The organism is Mycobacteriales bacterium (genome assembly GCA_035504215.1).
In the GTDB taxonomy this organism is placed as follows: Bacteria; Actinomycetota; Actinomycetes; order JAFAQI01; family JAFAQI01; genus DATAUK01.
In genome coordinates, this window is sequence record DATJSI010000062.1 from 1 (window position 1) to 20,599 (window position 20,599).

Consider the following 20,599-nt stretch of genomic DNA (forward strand, 5'->3'; position numbering starts at 1 on the left):
CCGCTCGGCCCGTCGTAGCCGGTTGCGGTGTTGCACTCGGTGCTGTCGACGCTTTCATTGACGTCGGCGGTCGTGTGTGGCCAGCTGCAGTCGATCAGCCCGACCGGGTCACCCGAGTCGGTGTAGAACAACGCGTTCGGGTTGTGAGTGCCGGCCTCCGCGAACAGGTTGGTGCCGCAGGTCGACACGCTGACCTCGTCGCAGTACGAGTTGCCGGTCTGGGTCACGGTTCCGAGCAGCGACGTCGTGATGGTCGCGGGAACGATGTCCTTCAGCCCGCTCGGCGAGAGCTGCGCGTTCGTGTAGAGGGTCGTTGCCGGGTACGCCGCACCGCCGGAGCCGCCCGCGAGGGCGAACATCGCCGCGGTGACCGGGGAGGCCAGCGACGTGCCGCCGATCGGGAACCACGGCGGGCCGAAGTCGGACGGCGCGTCGGAGTCCACGATGTCGAAGCCGGTCTCGGGGTCGGCGATCGCGGCAACGTCCGCGGACAGGCGGTGCGAACCGCAGCCGGCCGCGGAGAAGCCCGGGTAGTGCGACTGCGCCGCCAGCGCCGTGAACTGCGTGCTGCAACCACCACCGGTCGCACCGCCGTCACCCGGGTCGAGCTCCGTTCCGTTGTTGTTCCACACCGTCTCTGCGGTTCGAGCGCCGGTGCTGGTGTTGATGTCCAGGCTGGTGCCGCCGACGGCGACCACGTCAGGGTCCGTTGCGGGGAACGACGCGGCGTTCTGTGAACCGTCCTCATTGCTGTCGAAGGCGAAGTCCCAACCGAACCAGCCGTCGTCTCCGGTCGAGGCGGTGATCACGACGCCGGGGTGGTTGAAACCGGCCAGCGTGGACTTCGTCGCGCCGCCCTCGGGCCGGCCGAAGGAGTTGCTGATCTCGGTCGCGCCGAGCCGCACCGCGGTGTTCTCGGCGGTCGCGAGATCGCTGTCGCTCGGGCCGTTCGCCTCGACGAGCAGGACCCGGCAGGTGTGGCAGACGCCGCGGACCGCCTCCACGTCGAGCGAGATCTCGACCGAGGTTTCCTGGTCGTTCTTGCTCGGCAGGGGAGATGCTTTCCCGCTCTCGTTGACCACCCGGAACGAGCTGGAGGTCTCGGCGGGGAACCCGTAACACGCGTCGAAGCTGTTGAGATCGGTCTTGACGTCGGGGTCGTTGTACCAGTCGACGATGCCCACCACTTGGTTCGAGCTGCTCGTGCTCGCATTGAACCCGTAGGCCGCGGCAATGTCGGCGGGTGTGTAGCCGAGGCCGCTCGGCCCGAAGCCGACCGAGTTGCTCCCCGTGCAAGCCGCGCCGGAGGCGTTGGAACGAGCACTGTTGTGCACCGTCACCGCGTGAGCGCCCGGTGCGCTCTTGGCGGCAGGAACCTGAGCGATCGCGTAGCACTGCATCGTGTGCGGGCCGGTCTGCCCCGGGCACACCCGCACGTCCTTGACGTAGCGGGTGCTCGTCGACGCCGTGTCGCGCGAGGGCGACGCATTGGCGGCGACAGTGGTGAGCACGCCGACGGCGAGCACCGCGGCGCCGAAGATCGTTGCGGTCCGCCGCCACGCAGCATGGGTCCCCGTCATGAGTCGCCATCCCTCCCCGAATCGATTCGGCGCCGACAGTATGACCCGCCGGCCCCGCTTCCGGCATCCGGCTGCTCTTCCTCGACGGTCAGCCCGCAGGTGCGCCCCAGCCGCCGGCCGCGACCAGCGGCCGATCGGGGCGGCCGCCCGAAATAGGGCGATCTCCAGCTATTTGCTGCCAGGCGCCCGATCTAGGTCGTGCGAACACCAGATGAACGTGGGCGCATCGCTTAACGGCCACGGGCCGGATGCACTATCACCGCTTAGTGATGTTGATCGCGAGGGCCCGTGCTTCGCGCTCCGCACGTCGCCTCCTCGTGATCGGGCTCACGATGGCGCTCTGCGCGCTCAGCGACGTGACCGGGGCGTTAACGGCGAATGCAACTCCCCAGTACGGCGTCTGGTCGGGCTCGTCCGGGCCCGGCACGGTCACGATCAACGACGGCACCAGCGGCCCGCCTTCGTTCCAGTACGACGACGAGTCAGCCGGCTTCAGCCCGGTCAGCTGGACGTTCTCGACCACCGAGCAGCAGGCGGCGACGGGCGGCAACGGACTCACCGTCGATGTCCCATGGCAGTACACCGGGCTGCACGCGTGGTTCGAGGTCACGGTGGACCTCAACGCCTTCATCACGACGCCGAGCGGAACGACCACCACCCAGCTGGTCAATGCCGGACCGACGAGCTGCTGCACCGCACCCTCGAACGGGTTCAGCTATCAGGGCACGTACTCCTTCACCGGCTTGCAGCAGGGCGACGTCTACGGCTTCACCTTCGGCGGCTCGAACTTCGACTCCAACAACTTCCTGCGCGGCACGCTGCAGCTGTACCCGAACTCCTCACCGGTGATCTCGCCACCCACCGGCAACACGTCGTGGCAGAACGCCACCGCGCTCAAAGCAAACGACTCGGTCAGCACGGATGCGATCGACGCGCCCGGCGAAGACCGCTGGTACGACTTTCCGGTCCAACCGGACAGCCAGGTCACGGTGAACGTGAGCGGCCTGACCAGCGATACCGACGTCGCGGTCTTTTCCGACATCGGCCAGGCCTTCCAACAGGACCTGGACACCTTCGGCTCGGGCACCGCGGACACCTCACAGCTCACCGAGCTCGCGGCCCAACAACCGTCGTCTACCGCCGCGCCCGCGGATTTCGCGCCTTCGGCCTTCACTCCGTCCGCATTCACCCCATCAGCGTTCACGCCGAGTGCCTTCACGCCGTCCGCGTTCACACCCAGCGCGTTCACCCCATCCGCGTTCACGCCGAGTGCCTTCACGCCGTCCGCGTTCACACCCAGCGCGTTCACGCCATCGGCGTTCACGCCTTCTGCGTTCACGCCCAGCGCCTTCACCCCGAGCGCCTTTACTGCGGCGTACTCGAGTGCACAGGTCCGCTCGCTGCTCGCGGTGTCGTCCCAACCCGGCGCGGCCCCGAAGTCCGTGACCGTCAACACGTGGAATGCGACCGGCAACTTCTATGTCCGCGTGACCGGCGAGAACGGTGCGTACTCGACGACGCCGTTCACGCTGACCGTCACAACGACCGGGGGCCCGTGCAACAACATCAGCCTGAACTCCTACAGCGGTGACTCGACGATCAGCGCATCGCCCGGCGACAACTACCAGACCGTCATCCTCACCGACTCGAGCCGGCTCGGCTCGCCGGACCTGACGACGGCGCTCACGAACCTGGCCGCCACCACGAACGGCGTGGTCGTCGATCTGGCCGACAGCCAGAAGGTTCAGGACCTCCAGACGCAGGCCGACCTGTACTCATCCTGTCCGTATGCGAGCAATCTGGTGGCGAACGCGATCCGCGACATCATCACCAGCTACCGAGCGGGTGGATCGCTGAAGTACGTCGTGCTCGTCGGCGGTGACCGGGTCATCCCGTACTTCCGCTATGCCGACGACGCCGGGCTGGCGCCGGAAAGCGACTACGTCCCCCCGCTGTCGAGCACCTCGAGGACCGGCGCCGCGCTGGAGTCCAACGACTACCTCACCGACGACCCGTACGGCGCGAGCACGATCCTCGACACCCAGAACCTCCAGATCCCGATTCCCGACCTGGCCGTCGGCCGGCTGGTGGAGACCGCGCCGGAGATCACCGGGCAGATCAACGACTACCTCGCCGACAACGGCAGCCTGCCGGCCCCGGCCTCGTCGCTGGTGACCGGCTACGACTTCCTGCAACCGGTTGCCGACCAGGTCGAGTCGCAGTTCGAGGCCGGCATGGGCCCGGGCACTCAGCACGACCAGCTGATCACCAACCAGGGCGTGCCGCCGAGCCAGACGACGACTGCCTCCGGTCCCGATCGCAACCACTCGTGGACGGCGACCGATCTCAGCAACGCGTTGTTCGGCTCCCACCACGATCTGGTCTTCCTCGGCGGGCACTTCAGCGCCAACAACACGCTGGCGGCCGACTACACGACCACGCTGGTCACGACGGACATGCAAGCAGCGGTCCAGGCAAATCCCAACCTGTTCAAGAACACGTTGGTGATCAGTGCCGGCTGCCACGCCGGCTACAACATCCAGGACCAGGACGGCGTGCCCGGCGTCACGCTCGGCCTCGACTGGCCCGAAGAGTTCGGCTCGGCCGGAGCCACGCTCATCTCCGGCACCGGGTATCAGTACGGCGACACCGACTTCGTCGCCTACAGCGACAAGCTCTACACCGACGTCGCCCAGCAGCTGCACGCCGGCACCGGCCGGCTCGCGATCGGGCAGGTCCTGGAGGCGGCGAAGCAGCAGTACCTGCAGCAGGTTCCTCAGATGTCGGGGATGGACACCAAGGCGTTGCTCGAGACGACGCTTTACGGGTTGCCGATGCTCGGCATCGACATGCCTGCGGGCCGGGCGTCGACCACACCGCCCGGCAACGGCAGCGTCACCCCGACGCCGGTCACCCAGGATCCCGGCGCGACCCTCGGTCTCGAGGAGCAGGACTTCTCCACCGACCCCGAGCTGCAGACCCACAACGAGGCGATCACCGACACCAACGGCAACCCGACCGGGCAGCAGTTCACCTGGCTCTCGGGGCCGCAGGGCGTGACCACGCAGCCCGGCCAGCCCGCGCTGCCCTTGCAGACCGCCGACGTGACCTCGACCGACGGCACGGTGCTTCGAGGCGTCGGCTTCTGGGGCGGCAGCTACACCGACACGGGCGGCACCATTCCGCTGGTGGGCGCTCCCGCCACCGAGACCAGCCAGGTGCACGTCCCGTTCGAGTCACCGGTGTTCTTCCCCCAGACGCTGGCGACGCCGAACTATTACGGCGCGCTTGCCGGATCGGGCGGTACCTCGCTGCAGATCACGCCGGCCCAGTTGCAAGCGGACGGCGCGACCACCGATGTCCTGCGGGCCTATCAGCACGTCTCGCTGCACCTGTTCTACAGCGGCAACACCCAGAAGTACGGCGACAACGTGCCGGCGCTCTCGGCAGCGCCGACGATCAGCGAAGTGTCATCCCAGGTCAACGGCGACGGCAGCATCTCCGTGTCCGCACACGTCGCCGGCGACCCCTCCGCCGGCGTGCACGAGGTCTGGGTGACCTACACCGGACAGAGCGCGGGGGATCCCGACTACGGCTCGTGGCACTCTGTCGACCTGACCCAGAACGGGAGCGACTCGACGCTCTGGACCGGCACCATCAACCCGGCGGATCCGACCCAGGCGGCCGACCTGCGTTTCATGGTGCAGGCGGTCAACGGGGTCGGCGTCGTGGCGCTCGACAACAACGGCGGCTCGCTCTATGCGCCCGGCACGATGCCGGGGTTCTCATCGGCGACCTCCACTGCCACGACACTCGCATTGAACCTCCCGACAACCACCGGCACGTACGGCGGGACGGCGGCGCTGTCCGCCGTACTCACGGATGCCCAGGGAACGCCCCTGAAGGGGCAGCAGGTGATCTTCAGCCTCGGCGCCGTGAACGTGTCGGCATCGACCGATGCAACCGGTACCGCTCAGGCGAGCATTCCGTTGCTCGCAGTCCCCGGCCAGTACGCCGTGTCGGCGAGCTTCTCGGGGGACAGCGGTGACCTGCCGTCGTCGGCGGCCGCCCAGACGTACACGATCCAGCCGCCGCCAACGAACCTGACGATCAGTCCCTCTGACGGCACCGATCCGAGTGTCGTCGACGGTACCGACACCGGCGTGTCCGCGACGCTCACCAGCAACGGGCAGCCGCTCGCGGGCGAGCCGATCTCCTTCCTCGTCACCGACAGCCAGGGCAACGCCGTGAGCAGCACGGTGCGCACCACGGACGGAAACGGCACCGCGCACATGGGCGCACTCAAGGTGGCGCCCGGCAACAACACGGTCACGGCAAGCTTCGACGAGAGCGGCGTCCAGGTTGGCGGCGCGGTCGTCGACGCGTCCGAACCCGGCTATCAAGGGTCGACGGCAACCACGCATGTGCACGGCATCGAGCCCACCCAGACCCAGCTCACCGCGAGTACCACCACGCCGACCTACGGCTCGCCGGTGACGCTGACAGCAACCGTCGCACTGGCAGGCGGAAACGGCACCGTCACGTTCGCGGTGGGTGGCACGACCATCAGCGGCTGCGGGCAGGAGTCCCTGACCCCTGGCAGCAGCGGCGACACGGCGACGTGCACGATCCCGGCATGGAACGCCGGCTCATACCAAGCCGTGGCGAGCTACTCAGGCGCCACTGACTATCAGTCCAGCATGAGCCAACCGCTGTCCGTCACCATGAGCCAGGCCTCGACGTCGACGACGTTGACCGCACCCGCATCGTCGACCTGGGGCGGGACGATCCAGCTGTCAGCGACCGTGACGCCCTCGCCGAGCTCATCGAACCCGTCCGCGGCAAATCCGACAGGGACGGTCACGTTCTACGACGGCAACGTCCCGGTCGGCTCACCGGTGCCGGTCGCGGTCAACGGGAATGCGACGCTCACCCTGCCCAAGGGCGGCGTGATTCCCGCTGCAGGGACACACAACTGGCTGGCCGTGTACTCCGGAGACACCAACTACGTCGGTTCGCAGCACGGCGCATCGACCGTGATCAGTCAAGCGGCGACCCAGACCACGCTGGCTACGCCGCCGGGTGTGTTCGGGCAGCCGGTCACCGTCACCGCGACGGTGACCCCCACAGACGCGGGTGGGCAGCTTGCCTTCTTCGTCGACGGTTCGACGACCGCAGCGTGCACCGTGCCCGTCACGGTGGTCGGCTCGTCCGCGACCGGCAGCTGCAAGCTCAGCGGGCTCGGCGTCGGCAAGCACAGCGTGGGCGTGACGTTCTCGCACGACAGCAACCTGCTCAACAGCAGTGCTTCCGGCACCGTCCTGATTCTTCCGGCGTGGACGACCACCAGCCTGGTCGTGCCCGCATCGGCTCGGTTCGGCACTTCCGTTTCGCTCGGCGTCTCGGTCGCCCCGGTCGCGCCCGGAGCGGGGAAGCCGACCGGCACGGTCACCTTCTACGACGGCCTGCACGCGCTGGGGACCGCGTCGTTGACGACTCATTCATCGGGTCCGAGCACCGCCAGCCTCACGGTGGCGAACCTGCCCGGCGGACCCAACGCGCTCGGCGCGGTCTACGGCGGCGACAACAACTTCATCGGGAGCCTGGGCATCGGACTGCTGCCGGTGACGTTCACCAGCACGGTCGCCGGTACGTCGAAGGGCGCGCTCACCGTGGCCGCCAACCAGGCCGTGCTCATCTCCGGGACAGAGAACGGCAGCATCACCGTCAAGGCCGGCGGTGCGGTCGAGATCACCGGATCGGTCATCGGGTCGCTGTCTGCGTCCGGTGCCGCGCAGCTCATGCTCTGCGGCGCCAACGTGAACGGGAGCATCAGCAGCAGCGCCGCGACCGGCCAGGTGTTCATCGGCGGCGACTTCTGCAGCCCGACGAAGGTGGTCGGCTCGGTGTCGCTGTCCAGCAACACCGGCGGGGTCGAGATCGCCGGTAGCAACATCTCCGGCTCTCTCGCCTGTTCGAGCAACAAGCCGGCGCCGACCGACGCCGGCCAGCCCAACAAGGTCGGCGGCTCGCGCTCCGGCCAGTGCGCGACGCCAGTGAACTTCTGATGAAGACAACATTGCCCATGACCAGACCACCGTTAGGCTCACGCCGTGACTGCACCTGACCCTGCCCGGCTCGCGAGTGTCGAGCTCTTTCAAGACCTGTCCGACGAGGACCGGGAACACCTGGCCGCGTGGATGGAGGTCGAGGAGATCCCGGCCGGGCACGTGATGCTGCGCGAGCACACGTCCGGCTACGCCTTCTTCATCCTCGACGAAGGCCGCGCTCATGCCGAGGCCGACGGCAAGGTGCTGGAGGTTCTCGAGCCGGGTGCGGTGTTCGGTGAGATGGCGTTCTTCGCGCCGGACGGCGAGCGCACCGCGACGATCGTCCCCGAGACCCCGTTACGGGTCTACACGATGTTCGGGACCCGGTTCCGGCAGATGCAGCAGGAGCTTCCCGAGGTAGCGAGCCGGCTCCGCCAGATCGTCGAGACGCGGGCCGATCGGCTGCGGGCGGCCGACCAGGCCTGATCGTCCGGGATGGCCGGTGACCGCGTGACCACGCACGGGGAGACCGCCCCGTCGTACCTTCCGATCGACCGCCGGCTCGCGTTGCTGGCCGGGCACGACCTGCCGACCGAGGTGACCGGCACCGCTCTTGATGCCGACCTGTCGGGCTTCACGGCACTCACCGAGGCGCTCGCCGACCGATACGGCGAGCAACGCGGCGCGGAGGAGCTCGCCCGCCGCCTCAACCTCATGTATGACGGCCTGATCACGTGCGTCCATCGCTACGGCGGCACGGTCCTCGGCTTCGCCGGAGACGCCTTCTCCTGCTGGCTGGACGGCGATGACGGCCGGCGCGGGATCGCCTGCGGGTTGGCTCTACAAGAGTGGATGGGAGCGAACGCGCGCGAGGTCAGCGGGGGTCTGCCGGCGCCCCAGCTGAAGGTCGCCCTGGCGACCGGTCGCACCCGTCGCTTCCTGGTCGGCAACCCGCGCGTGCAGCTGCTCGAGGGACTCGCCGGCGCGCTGGTCGACGAGCTGGCCGCCGCCGGTCACGACGCGGAGCCGGGGCAGATCGTGCTCGCGCCTTCGACCCGCGCGGCGGTCGGCGAGCAGGTGCGGACCGACGCGCGAGGCGCGCTTCAGTGGTACGAGGGCCGCGCCGAGCCGAGCCCTTGGCCTGCGCCGGACGAGACGAAGGAGGGCCTCGACGCGGTTCGCGCGTGGTTGCTCCCGGCGGTGTTCACGCGTCTCGCCGCCGGTGAGGGTGACTTCCTCGCCGAGCTTCGACCGGCGACTGCGCTGTTCATGCGGATCTCCGGTATCCGCTTCGAGGACGACCCGGCCGCCCTTGACCGCCTCGACGAGATCGTCCGCACCGTGCAAGCAGTTCTCTCGTCCTACGACGGGACGCTCGTGCAGCTGACGATCGGGGACAAGGGCAGCTATCTGTACGCCGCGTTCGGCGCGCCGGTGGCCCACGAGGACGACCAGGTGCGCGCACTGCTAGCCGCGCTCGAGCTGCGTGAGCTCGGCGGCGTGCCGGGCCGGCCCGAGCTGGTCGACCCGGTCTCGATCGGCCTGGCGAGCGGACGGTTGCGGGCCGGGTCCTACGGGGGCACCGAGCGACGGACCTACGGCGTGCTGGGTGACACCGTCAACCTCGCGGCCCGGCTCATGCAGGCCGCAGGGGCCGGCGAGATCGTGTGTACGCGGGCGTTGCAGACAGCCGCCGGGGACGGCTTCCGCTGGTCGCCGATGGCCGAGCTGACCGTGAAGGGCAAGCGCGAGCCGATCGCGGTGGCGCAGCTCGTCGGCAGCCGTGCCGTCGTACCCCAGCCGCGTCGTCCCTCCGCCGATGCGGACCCGGGTCCGATGCTCGGCCGCGCGGATGAGCTCGCTGCGCTCGCTGCGAACCTCGACGCGGCGGTCGGCGGTCGCGGCCGCATCGTCGCCGTGACGGCAGAAGCGGGTATGGGCAAGAGCCGGCTGGTCGCCGAGCTGGCGGGCATCGCCGAGCGGCGGGGCATCGCCGTCCACCACGGCGAGTGCCCGTCGTACGGCGTGAACAGCAGCTATCTGGTCTGGCAGCCGGTCTGGGGCCGGCTGTTCGGTCTCGGCGAAGCAGACTCGGAGGCCACTCGCCTGGCTGCGGTCGGCAAGCAGCTCGAAGTCGCCGGCCCGGCGCTCGCCCATCGGCTGCCCGTCCTCGGGCCGGTGATCGGTGCGGCGGCCCCCGACAACGAGCTGACCGCCTCCTTCGATGCGAAGGCCCGAAAGACCGCGCTCGAGACCACCTTGGTCGAGTGGCTCAGGGCGGAGATCGATCGACCCGTGGTCGTCGTGCTCGAGGACTGCCACTGGATCGACCCGCTGTCGGAGGACCTGCTCACCGCGATCGGACGCGTCGTGCGCGAGCTGCCGGTCTTGCTCCTCGTCACCCAACGGCAGCGGAGCGCGGCCGAAGGTGGGGCGCTGGCCATTCACGGCCTGCCGCACTTCCGCGAGCTGCGGCTCGACCGGCTGTCCGACCACGAGGTCGAGCTCATGATCCGGCGCCGGCTCGAGTCGGTATCGATCTCGCGAGCGACGGCGGAGGCGGTCAGCAGCCTCGCCGGTCGGGCCGAGGGCAACCCGTTCTACGTCGAGGAGCTGCTCGACTACCTGCTGGAGATCGGCGCCGGGGGGCTTGACCCCGAACGGCTCGCCGAGCTCCCCTCCACGCTTCAGAGCCTGGTGCTCAGCCGCATCGACCGGCTGGCCGAGCGACCGCGCTCGGTGCTGAAGGTTGCCAGCGCGGTCGGCCGAACGTTCGGTGCGGACCTGCTTCCCGAGGTGCATGCCGAGCTCGGGAGCGACGCACTGGTCACGAGCGCGCTTGCCACCTTGCGCGGCGCAGACTTCATCGTCGCCGAGGACGTCGAGCACGGCCGCTACGGCTTCCGGCATGCGATCACGCAGGAGGTCGCCTACTCGACGATCGTGGAGACGACCAGGGCCGCGCTTCACGGGCGGATCGGCCGGACGCTGGAGCGGCGTGCCGGTGACGCGACCGACCGCGTGCTCGACTTGCTGGCGCACCACTTTGCCCGCGGCGATGACGAGCAGCGCCGCCGGACCTACGTGCTGCGCGCCGCGGAGGCCGCCGAGAAGCGGTGGGCGAACCGGGCCGCCGCGGAGTACTTCAGCAACGTGCTGCCGCTGCTCGGCGCGGAACAACGCGGCGACGTGCTGCTGAAGCTGGGGCGGGCACTCTCCCTGACCGGGCGGCTGGACGAGGCCGCCGCCGCCTTCGCCGAGGCGTTCGCGACCGGCTCGGAGCGCGACGACGCGGTCCTCAAGGCGCGAGCTCAGACCGAGCAGGGGGAGCTGCATCGCAAGCAGGGCAGGTACGACGAAGCGGCCGCTGACTTCGCCGCCGCGCGGGACCGGCTGGAGGCCGAGCACCATCGCGCCGGCGTGGCCGAGGTCCTGCATCTCGAGGGAACGCTCGCCGCTCAGCGCGGCGACACCGCACTCGCTCGTCGGCGTTTCGAGGACGGACTCGACATCCGAAGGACGGTCGGCGACCGGCGCGGGGTCTCCCGCGCGCTGAACGGGCTCGGGATCGTGGCGGAGTACGAGAACGACCTGGGGCGTGCGGCGAACCTCTACGCCGAAGCGCTGGAGATCAATGTCGAGATCGGCGATCAGTGGGGGGTCGCGGCGGTGACGAACAACCAGGGCTACGCGCTGTTGCTCCAAGGCGCAGCCGCAGAGGCGCTCCCGCTCTTCGAGCGCGCGGTTGCGCTGGAGCGTGAGGTGGGCGACCCGTCGATGCTGGCGAACTTCCTCTCCAACCTCGGCGACGCGCACCGCGAGCTGGGCGAGCATCCCGAGGCGACGGCGGCGTACGACGAGGCGCTGGCACTCGCCCAGGAGCTCGATGAGCGGTGGCTGGTCTGCTACTTGCTGGAGGACGTCGCCGTGCTCTGCGCGCGCGAGGGTCGAGCCGCCGAGGCAATGCAGCTCGCGGCGGCTGGCTCTGCCCTGCGGGTCGCGATCGGAGCGCCGTTACCGGCCGAGAGCGTGCGCCTGCTGGACGCCCGCCTGCAGCCGGCTCGCGCAGCGCTCCCCGACGACGCGTATGACGCCGCGCGAGCGTCCGGCTCGGGGTGGAGCTTCGAGGAAGCCATCGACCATGCCGTGCGCGCCGGGCGCGCGCGGTAGACGGTCGGCGGGAGGGGGAGCGTCGTGTCCGCGGCTCGGCATGGCACCGGCAACCTGGCGACCCTTCGGGAGGCGGCCGGGTGGTGGCGGCGCCAGCCCGCTCCGGCTGCGGTCGCACTCGTCGCGGTCGCGATCCAGCAGGCCTTCCTGATCGGGTTCGCCTTCAGCCTCAAGATCCTCGTCGCGGACATCACCAAGCACAAACCGCAGGCGGACCTTGCCGCGTTGCTCGTCGTGTTGGGCGCCGGCTTCGTGCTGGCGGCGGCTGCCACCGTGGTGGGAGAGCGGGCGGTGGCGCGGCTTGCGGCCCGGTTGACCAACGATCTGCGTCGCGAGGTCTACCAGCACGTGCTGCGGCTCGCACCGGCCTACCTGCTGACCAACCCCTCGGCGAAGATCACCAAGAAGTTCACCAGCGACCTGCGCAACGTCGAGGGCGGCTACGTCCAAGCCTTCGTCGACACCTACACGCTGGTGGTCGAGACCGCGATCGCCGTACCGCTGCTCGTGATCCTCGACTGGCGGCTGGCCCTCATCACCTGCCTCACCTTGCCCCTTGTCGGCTTCGCCGCGGACCGGCTGCTGCCGCGGCTGATGGCGGCGAGTGACGAGCAGAGCGCATCGGAGCTCGCACTGCTCGCCGCCCTGCAGGACACGGTGCGTGCGCAGGAGGTGGTGCGCATCTTCCACCTCGAGCCCGAGCTGTCCGAGCGCTTCGACGGGCTCCTGGACACCCATCACGAGAAGGCCGTGAGGGTCCGCGGCGTCGGGGCGGTCTCCGGCAAGGGCGCCGGGCTCGCGGTGCTGCTCGTACAGGTCATCGTGACGGTGGTGGGCGCCGAGCTGGCGGCGCATCAGCGGTTGCCGATCGAGTCGCTGGTCGGTTTCACGACGATTCTCGCCCTGCTCGCGAAGTCCTGCTACGACTTCGTGAAGACGGATCTGCCGCTGCTCGCCGAGGCCGGACGGGGCCGCCAGGGGCTGGCCGAGTTCCTTGCCGCGCCGGTGGTCGTGGCCGATCCGCCGGCGGCTCCGTCGTTGCCGCCGTTGCGCGGCTCGATCGAGCTGGACGACGCCTCTTTTCGGTATCCGGGCTCGTCCCGGAAGGCCATCGACCACGTGTCGCTCACCATCCGGCCCGGCACCAATGTCGCTGTGGTCGGCACCAACGGCTCGGGCAAGAGCACGCTCCTGCGGCTGTTGATGCGTTACTACGACCCCGAGCACGGCACGGTCAGCATCGACGGCATCGCCCTTCGCGATGTCACTCAGCGATCCGTTCGCGAGCAGATGGGTGTCGTCCTGCAGGGCAACTACCTGTTCAACGACACCGTCCGGGAGAACATCCGGATCGGCCGGCCCGGAGCAAGCGACGCGGAGGTCGAGGCCGGTGCTCGGCGCGCGGAGCTCCATGAAGCGGTGCTCGCGATGACGGACGGCTACGACACGGTGGTCGGCGAGGCGGGCGGGCGGCTGTCGGGTGGACTCCAGCAGCGGTTGGCGATCGCGCGGGCGATGATTCGCGACCCTCGGATCCTGCTGCTGGACGAGGTCACCACGGCGCTCGACCCGGTGACCGAGGCCGCGATCCACGAGATGCTCGCCCACGCCGGTGCAGGTCGGACCGTCGTCGCGGCCACGCACCGGCTCGCCGCCGCGCGCACCGCGGACGAGATCGTCGTCATGGAGGCCGGCCGCATCGTCGAACGAGGCCGCCACGACGAGCTACTGGCCGCGGGCGGGGCCTACGCACGGCTCTGGGAGAAGCAGAGCGGCTTTGCGGTCAGCGCGGACGGCCGGCAGGCGACCGTCGACGCGGGTCGGCTGCGCCACGTCAATCTCTTTGCCGACCTGGACGACTCGACGCTGTCCCGGATCGCGGAGGGCCTGACATCGGAGTACTACGAGGCGGATCAGGTGGTGTTCCGCGAAGGCGACCCGGGCGACCGCTTCTACCTGATCGCCCGCGGCCGGGTCGCGGTCGAGACGGCGACCTCCGAGGGTGACCTGCACCTGTACGAGACCCTCGGTGACGGCGATCACTTCGGCGAGGTCGCCCTGCTGCAGGATCGGGCGCGTACGGCGACGATTCGCACGATTGCGCCGAGCGTGTTCCTGACCATGGACCGGCCGTCGTTCATCCGGCTGGTCGAGACGACACCGGAGATGGGTCGAGCACTTGAAGAGCGGATGACCCGCACCGAGATCAACCTCGGTGAGTGGCGGCGTCTGGTCGGTCCCGGCTGATCGTCGGTCGGCTGGCGGTCAAAGATCGGATCGGTCCGGTACGACGAAGCCGGTCTCGTAGGCAGTGACCACGGCCTGCACCCGGTCGCGCAGTCCGAGCTTCATGAGGATCCGCGCGACGTGTGTCTTCACCGTGCTCTCCTCGACGACGAGCTCCTCCGCGATCTCGGCATTCGACATCCCGCGGGCGACCAGCCTCAGCACGTCGGTTTCGCGCGGCGTGAGCTCGGCCAGCTCGGGCGGCGCCTCGGTGCGCGGCCGCGCGGCAAGCACGAAGGTCTGGATCAGCCGGCGCGTGATCGTGGGATCGATGAGCGCGTCGCCGGTCGCCACGCTGCGAACCGCCGAGACCAGTTGCTCGCTCGGAGCATCCTTCAGCAGGAAGCCGCTCGCCCCGGCGCGAAGCGCGGCGTACACATACTCGTCGGAGTCGAAGGTCGTGAGCATCAAGACCTTCGTCGGCGTCTCGCCGAGCACCTGCTTCGCGGCAGCGAGCCCGTCCTGGTTCGGCATCCGGATGTCCATGACAACGACCGCGGGGCGAAGGCTGCGGCAGAGCTCGACCGCCTCCAGGCCGTCGGCCGCCTCGCCGATCACGGTCATGTCCGGCTCGCGGTCGAGGATCACCCGGAAGCCGGCGCGGACGAGGCGCTGATCATCCGCGATGACGATGTCGATGGCCATGTCCGCCGGTCAGCTCGTGGTCGAGAAGGTCGGTCGGCCCGGGAAGCGTGGCATCTGCGCCGATACCCGCCAGGCTCCGGTCGCTGCGGGGCCGATCTCGATTCGCCCGCCGCAGCGGGCGACGCGCTCGCGCATGCCGGCCAAGCCGTGCCCGCCGCCTAGTCGCTCCAACCCGGACCGCGATGCGGCCGGTGTCGCATTGCTGATCTCGAGGTCGATGGTCGCGTCGCTCCCGTTGACGACGATCGCGATCGCGGCGCCGGGCGCATGCTTCATCGCGTTCGTGACCGCCTCCTGCACCAATCGGTAAGCCGTCTCGGAGGTCTCACTCGACATCGACTCGCTGTCCCCGGCGATATGGCAGCTGATCTGCACGCCCGACGTCTGTGCCCGCCGGACCAGCTCGGCGACGATGGCGAGCCCGGTCGCCGGGCGCGGCGGACCCGAGCCATCCAGCAGCTCGACCAGCCGGGCGATCTCGGCGCTCGCCTGCGAGGCGGTCTGCCCGATCGAAGCGAAGGCTTCCGCCGCTGCGTCCGGGTCGTCGTGCACCAGGAAGCTGCCGGCGTTGGCCTGCACGACCATGAGACTCACGCTGTGAGCGACGATGTCGTGCAACTCCCTCGCGATGCGGGCGCGCTCGTAGCGCACCGCGTGCTCGGCGAACAGCGAGCGTTCGGCTTCCAGCTCTTGCGACCGAAGCGCGAGCTCGTCGGTGACCCGGCGTCGCGACGCGATCACCAGCCCGACCAGCCAGGGCCCGAAGGATGCGATCTCGATGATCGGGTTGGTGATGCTCGTGCTGGTTGCGATGCCGGCCGCGAGCGCCAGCACGCCGAAGATCGACCGGCGCCACTCGCAGTCCGAACCGAGCGCCAACGCGAGCAGGAAGACGGCAAGCGCACCCGGCAGCGAGATCACATCGTTGTTGACGGTGTCGCCGAACCTGGTGAAGTTCGGGACGGCCATCAAGGCGGCACCGGCGACCGCCGACGCCATGGGCCAACGCCGCCGGACCGCGACCAGGCCGGCCAGTCCGACACAGCAGATGGTGTCGCCGACGCCCACCAGGGATCCGAACAGCCCGTAGACCCCACAAAGCACGACCGACGTCACGGCGAGCACCGCGGCGGCGACGTAGTCGCCGTTGCGGCGGATCGCTGCGGCGGTCCGCGCCCACTCAGGCATTGCCGCTCACCAGGGGCAGCCGCACGAGCGTCGTACGACGGCCATCGGCCAGTTCCGACACGAGGGAACCGCCGTGCACGGTCGCTCGTTGGGTGGCGGCCGCGATGCGCGCCCGGGTACGCCCGGCCCGGATCGGAGTGCCGACGACCGTCAGCCGGAGGCAGTCCGGCGCGAACTCGACCGCTACGTCCACCTCGTTCGGGGCACCGATGTCGATCGTGTCGAGCAGGTGCTCGACGATGCGGTAGCCCGACAGCTCGAGGGCGGGTGGCAGCAGGCGGGCGTCGCCCAGCACCGTCAGCCGGCCGTTCGCTCCGGTGACCTCGCTGATCAGCCGATCCAGCTGTGCCAGCACGGGTTGCGGCTCGGTCGGCGCATCGCGAAGGCTGCTCACCACGTCGCGCATGCGCTTCAAGGTCTCCCGGCCGGTGTGCTGGATTGCGTGGAACGCCGCCTCCGACTCGCCCGCCGCGGTCGTCGATGCCTGGCCGGTCGAGGCGGCGGCCGACATCGCGCCGACCTGACCGAGCAGGTAGCCGTCGAGGTCGGCGACGATCCGCGCGCGGTCCGCGGCCACCGCCAGCTGGGTGTTGAGATCACGTTGCTCTCGCAGCTCGGCGTTGCGCTCCCGCAGCTCTGCCGCGGAACGGTTGCGGCTGTTCACCAGCCGGCCCGCGCCCAAGAACGCCCAGGTAACGGGAACGAAGTAGAGCGCGACGCCGCGACCGAGCCGCGGGTCGGTGAAGCACTGGCAGATCACGTCGACGGCGACCAGGCTGGCGCCCAGAGCGACCAGCCTGCGGTCGGCCAGCTTCATGCCGACGGCAAAGCCGGCGTAGAACACGGCGGGCAGCGCCGCCCCGCAGCGGACCAGATGACCGATCGCCAGCCAGTTGATCGCGCAGCCCGCTGCGAGCACGACGGCCACGCCGATCGGATAGCGACGGGCGAGGGCCACGGGTGCCGTCATCAGGGTGACCAGGAGGGCCGCGGCTGTTCCGGTGTTGGCCTCGTGCGGGTGGGTCAGGCCCGACGCGCTGATCACCGCAAGAACCGTGAGCAGCGTCGCGAACGCCAGGTCGGCGATCCCGACGTCGGGAAGGCCGAGCACGCGGCTCGTCAGTCGCTGCCAGCGCACCCGGCCTCCCGTCGCCCGCCACCTGTTCGTGATCATCCTCCCGCCGGAACGCCGGTCCGGACAGTACGGCGGGCGACCAGCCTGCGGCGAAGGGACAGTGCGGTCAGGACGGCGAAGGCCACCACGAGCGCGCCCATGCCGAGCACGCCGAGCACGGGTGGGCTGCCGTTCCCGGTGTGCGTGTGAACGTTGCCCGGGTCGAGCAGCCCGCGGTCGGCTTGCCACAGACCCACGACTGCGGCGGCGATGACGAGGTTGGCCGCGGTCGCCATCCGCAAGGCGCGCTCCGGGCGGCGCGGCGCCGGTCGACGAAGCTCGCGGGCGGCCCGTAGCTGGTCGGCGACCGCGAAGGCCAGGCCGAAGATGACGATCTGGACCACGTAGTAGCTGATCGCGCCGGGGAACGCGTTGACGGTGCTCGGAGGGTTCACGCCGTGCCCCGCCCACAGGCCCCAGGTCTGCAGCCCGAGCACCGCAAGGAACGGCAGGCCAAGGGCGACTGCCGTGCTTCGGCGGTCGCTCGCCATCAGGCCGGCGCAGAGCGCCAGCAGGATCGCCACGGTTCCGGTCATCCCGACCTCCTCGAACTGAACGGCCGCAGGAGCGGCTCGGTGAGGCCTGAAACGTACGACCGCGGTGCGGCCGCGATCGTCAGCCCGCCGACGGATCTGCCGCCGATCGAGTCCCTCTCGGGGCGGACGCAGGCCGCGTGCGGTTCGGGACGTGGAACAGGACTTCTTGCCCTGTTGAGGCGCGACCTGCAGACCTACCGTGCCGGTCAACAGGAGGACATGCAATGAGCTTCAACCTGGCCACGATCCTGCGCGAGTCAGCGCAGCGCTACCCCGCCAAGCCGGTCGCACTGTTCGACGAGGGCCGACTCACCTACGCCGAGCTCGACGCCTTGTCCGACCGGTTTGCGGCCGGGCTGGCACAGGCTGGGGTCGCGCCCGGCGACCCGGTCGCGATCCAGCTGCCCAACGTTCCGCAGTTCCTGATCGCCTACTTCGGCATCCTCAAAGCGGGCTCTGTCGTCGTACCGCTCAACGTGCTGTTGAAGGCGCCGGAGGTTGCCTACCAGCTTGCCGACGTCGGTGCCCGCCTGCTCATCACCTGGGCCGGCGTGGCCACTGAGGCCGCCAAGGGGGCGGCCGACGCGGGCGTCGAGCGGGTCTACGTCCTCGGTACACCGGGCATTCCCGAGGACCAGTTCGGCCGGCCGTTCGAGCAGCTGCTTGCCGGCGACCCACCCGCCACCTCGGTCATGCACCAGAGCTCGCCCGACGACGTCGCCGCGATCATCTACACCTCGGGCACGACCGGGCAGCCGAAGGGCGCCGAGCTCACGCACTTCCAGATCTACATGAACGCGGAGACCCCTGGCCGGCTGTTCGGTGTTCGTGACGACGACGTCGTTCTCGTCGCACTCCCGCTGTTCCACGTGTTCGGGCTGTGCAGCCAGCTGAACGTGTGCGTTCGGTTCGGCTCGACGATGTCCCTGGTCACGAGATTCGAGCCGCAGAAGGTGCTTGAGGTCATCCAGCGCGACCGGGTCACCGTCTTCGAGGGCGTGCCGACGATGTACATCGCGTTGCTCAACGAGCCGACCATCGACGACTACGACCTCAGCTCGCTCCGCGTCGGCATCTCGGGCGGCGCGGCCATCCCCGCCGAGGTCCTCGACGCCGTCGAACGCAAGCTCGGCTTCGTCGTGCTCGAGGGCTACGGGATGACGGAGACGGCGGCGACGGCGACGTTCAACATCAGCGCCGAGGAGCGCCGGATCTACAGCGTGGGCAAGCCGATCTGGGGCGTCGAGGTGCAGATCTGGAACGACGATCGCGAGCCGCTCCCGCCCGGCGAGGCACACGTCGGCGAGCTGGTGATCCGCGGCGTCAACACGCTGCGCGGCTACCACAACCGCCCGGAGGCGACTGCCGAGGCGTACGCCGGGGGCTGGTTCCACACCGGGGACCTCGGCTACCGCGACGAGGACGGCTTCATCTTCATCGTCGACCGGATCAAGGATCTCATCATCCGCGGCGGCTACAACGTCTATCCGCGCGAGGTGGAAGAAGTCCTCTACGCCCACCCGGCAGTTGCGGAGGCTGCTGTCGTAGGGGTGCCGCACGAGCTGCTCGGTGAGGACGTGAAGGCCTTCGTCGAGCTCCGGCCGGGTGCGTGTGCGACCGCGGAGGAGATCATCGACTTCGTCAGGGAGCGGGTCGCGGCGTACAAGTACCCGCGCGAGCTCGAGTTCCGGGCGAGCCTGCCGAAGAACGCGACCGGCAAGATCGCCAAGGAAACCCTCAAGGCTCCTCGTGGCGCGGTCCGCGATGCCTGACGGTGTTAGCGGCGGTGCACGGCACCGTGTCCCTCGCGACCCGTACGACGACTACACGAACGAGCTGGCCGCTGCGCGCCGGGAGTTCGTCACCGCACGCACCGGCGCCGACCTGACCCACCTCGCCGCCTACTCGTTCGACCCCGGCGTCGTGAGGGGCAACGTCGAGAACTTCACCGGCGTTGCGCAGGTTCCGATCGGTGTCGCCGGCCCGCTGCGGATCGACGGTGAGCATGCCCGCGGCGAGTTCTACATCCCGCTGGCAACGAGCGAGGGAACGCTGGTCGCGAGCTACAACCGCGGCATGCGCCTGCTCACCGAGAGCGGTGGCGTCAAGACGACCGTGGTGGACGACGCGATGCAGCGCGCTCCGGCCTTCGTGTTCGATGACGCGCGTGAGGCGCATCGCTTCGGCGATTGGGTGGACGAGAACTTCGACCAGCTCAAGAAGGTTGCCGAGGCCACAACCTCGGCCGGCTTGCTGCGTGGCATCCGGCACTACTCGATCGGGCCGGTCCGCTACTTGCGTTTCAACTACACCACCGCCGACGCGGCCGGCCAGAACATGACCGGCAAGGCCACGCTCGCCGCCTGCACCTGGATCGAGGACAACTATCCGGCCGATGTCCGCTACCTGCTGTCGGGCAACATCGACACCGACAAGAAGCACTCCCGGATCAACATGCTGGAGACCCGGGGCAAGCGTGTGGTCGCCGAGGCCACCATCAAGCGTGACCTGCTCAAGTCACTGATGGGCGTCGACACCGAGACGCTGTTCTGGGCGCGGCAGGTGCAGATGGCCGGTTCGTTCCTGGTCGGGTCGGCCAACAACGGTGCCCAAGCGGCCAACGGGCTGACCGCGATGTTCATCGCCACCGGCCAGGACGTCGCGAACATCGCCGAGTCGCACGCCGGCGTCTCCTACACCCAGCTGCTCGCCAACGGTGACTACTACTGGTCGATGACGCTGACGTCGCTCATCGTCGCCACCGTCGGCGGCGGCACCGGCCTCGCAACCCAGCGCGAGTGCCTCGAGATGCTCGGGTGCCGCGGGCCGGGCAAGGCGCGCAAGCTGGCCGAGATCTGTGCGGCGGTCGTCCTCGCCGGCGAGACGTCGCTCAGCAGCGCGGTCATCCACGGTGACTGGGTGTCCAGCCACGAGCAGCACGGACGCAACCGCCCGACGCCTTCGGGTTGA

General features: G+C 69.5%; 11 protein-coding genes. 6 read left to right on the forward strand and 5 right to left on the reverse strand.

The features are described 5' to 3' along the window. On the reverse strand, positions 1-1,580 hold a 1,580-nt coding region (locus tag VME70_07650), incomplete at its 3' end, for a hypothetical protein (protein ID HTW20066.1). Between the two features lie 317 nt (positions 1,581-1,897). Here VME70_07650 and VME70_07655 point away from each other — a divergent pair. From VME70_07655 to VME70_07670, 4 genes are read left to right on the forward strand one after another with little or no spacing between them, the layout of a single operon-like run. Beyond that, positions 1,898-7,648, forward strand: a complete 5,751-nt coding sequence (locus VME70_07655; protein HTW20067.1) for an Ig-like domain repeat protein — start codon at positions 1,898-1,900, stop codon at positions 7,646-7,648. Positions 7,649-7,693: 45 nt separating this feature from the next. After that, positions 7,694-8,116: a cyclic nucleotide-binding domain-containing protein gene (locus VME70_07660; protein ID HTW20068.1), complete on the forward strand. Its 423-nt coding sequence runs from the start codon at positions 7,694-7,696 to the stop codon at positions 8,114-8,116. Positions 8,117-8,140: 24 nt separating this feature from the next. After that, positions 8,141-11,800, forward strand: a complete 3,660-nt coding sequence (locus VME70_07665) for a tetratricopeptide repeat protein (GenBank protein HTW20069.1) — start codon at positions 8,141-8,143, stop codon at positions 11,798-11,800. 24 nt (positions 11,801-11,824) lie between these two features. Beyond that, positions 11,825-14,047, forward strand: a complete 2,223-nt coding sequence (locus VME70_07670) for an ABC transporter transmembrane domain-containing protein (protein ID HTW20070.1) — start codon at positions 11,825-11,827, stop codon at positions 14,045-14,047. Positions 14,048-14,065: 18 nt separating this feature from the next. Here VME70_07670 and VME70_07675 read toward each other — a convergent pair whose 3' ends face one another. From VME70_07675 to VME70_07690, 4 genes are read right to left on the reverse strand one after another with little or no spacing between them, the layout of a single operon-like run. Further along, positions 14,066-14,731: a response regulator transcription factor gene (locus VME70_07675; protein HTW20071.1), complete on the reverse strand. Its 666-nt coding sequence runs from the start codon at positions 14,729-14,731 to the stop codon at positions 14,066-14,068. A 9-nt stretch (positions 14,732-14,740) separates the two neighbouring features. Further along, positions 14,741-15,919 (reverse strand): histidine kinase, encoded by a 1,179-nt coding sequence (locus VME70_07680; GenBank protein ID HTW20072.1) that lies wholly within the window; start codon positions 15,917-15,919, stop codon positions 14,741-14,743. Further along, a complete protein-coding gene (locus tag VME70_07685) occupies positions 15,912-17,057 on the reverse strand; it encodes a hypothetical protein (protein HTW20073.1) in 1,146 nt (381 codons plus the stop codon). Before VME70_07685 ends, VME70_07680 begins: the two co-directional genes overlap by 8 nt. Before the next feature lie 32 nt (positions 17,058-17,089). Next, complete coding sequence (locus VME70_07690; protein ID HTW20074.1) at positions 17,090-17,629, reverse strand: hypothetical protein; 540 nt, start codon at positions 17,627-17,629, stop codon at positions 17,090-17,092. Between the two features lie 224 nt (positions 17,630-17,853). On the opposite strand from VME70_07690, the gene VME70_07695 reads away from it, so the two are divergent. After that, positions 17,854-19,401: a long-chain fatty acid--CoA ligase gene (locus VME70_07695; protein HTW20075.1), complete on the forward strand. Its 1,548-nt coding sequence runs from the start codon at positions 17,854-17,856 to the stop codon at positions 19,399-19,401. Then, positions 19,394-20,599, forward strand: a complete 1,206-nt coding sequence (locus VME70_07700; protein HTW20076.1) for a hydroxymethylglutaryl-CoA reductase — start codon at positions 19,394-19,396, stop codon at positions 20,597-20,599. Before VME70_07695 ends, VME70_07700 begins: the two co-directional genes overlap by 8 nt.

Bases quoted from the DNA above. Each gene is read 5' to 3' on its own strand.
- VME70_07690 (HTW20074.1), bottom strand. From the start codon at position 17,629: ATGACCGGAACCGTGGCGATCCTGCTGGCGCTCTGCGCCGGCCTGATG.
- VME70_07695 (HTW20075.1), top strand. From the start codon at position 17,854: ATGAGCTTCAACCTGGCCACGATCCTGCGCGAGTCAGCGCAGCGCTAC.
- VME70_07700 (HTW20076.1), top strand. From the start codon at position 19,394: ATGCCTGACGGTGTTAGCGGCGGTGCACGGCACCGTGTCCCTCGCGAC.
- VME70_07680 (HTW20072.1), bottom strand. From the start codon at position 15,919: ATGCCTGAGTGGGCGCGGACCGCCGCAGCGATCCGCCGCAACGGCGAC.
- VME70_07675 (HTW20071.1), bottom strand. From the start codon at position 14,731: ATGGCCATCGACATCGTCATCGCGGATGATCAGCGCCTCGTCCGCGCC.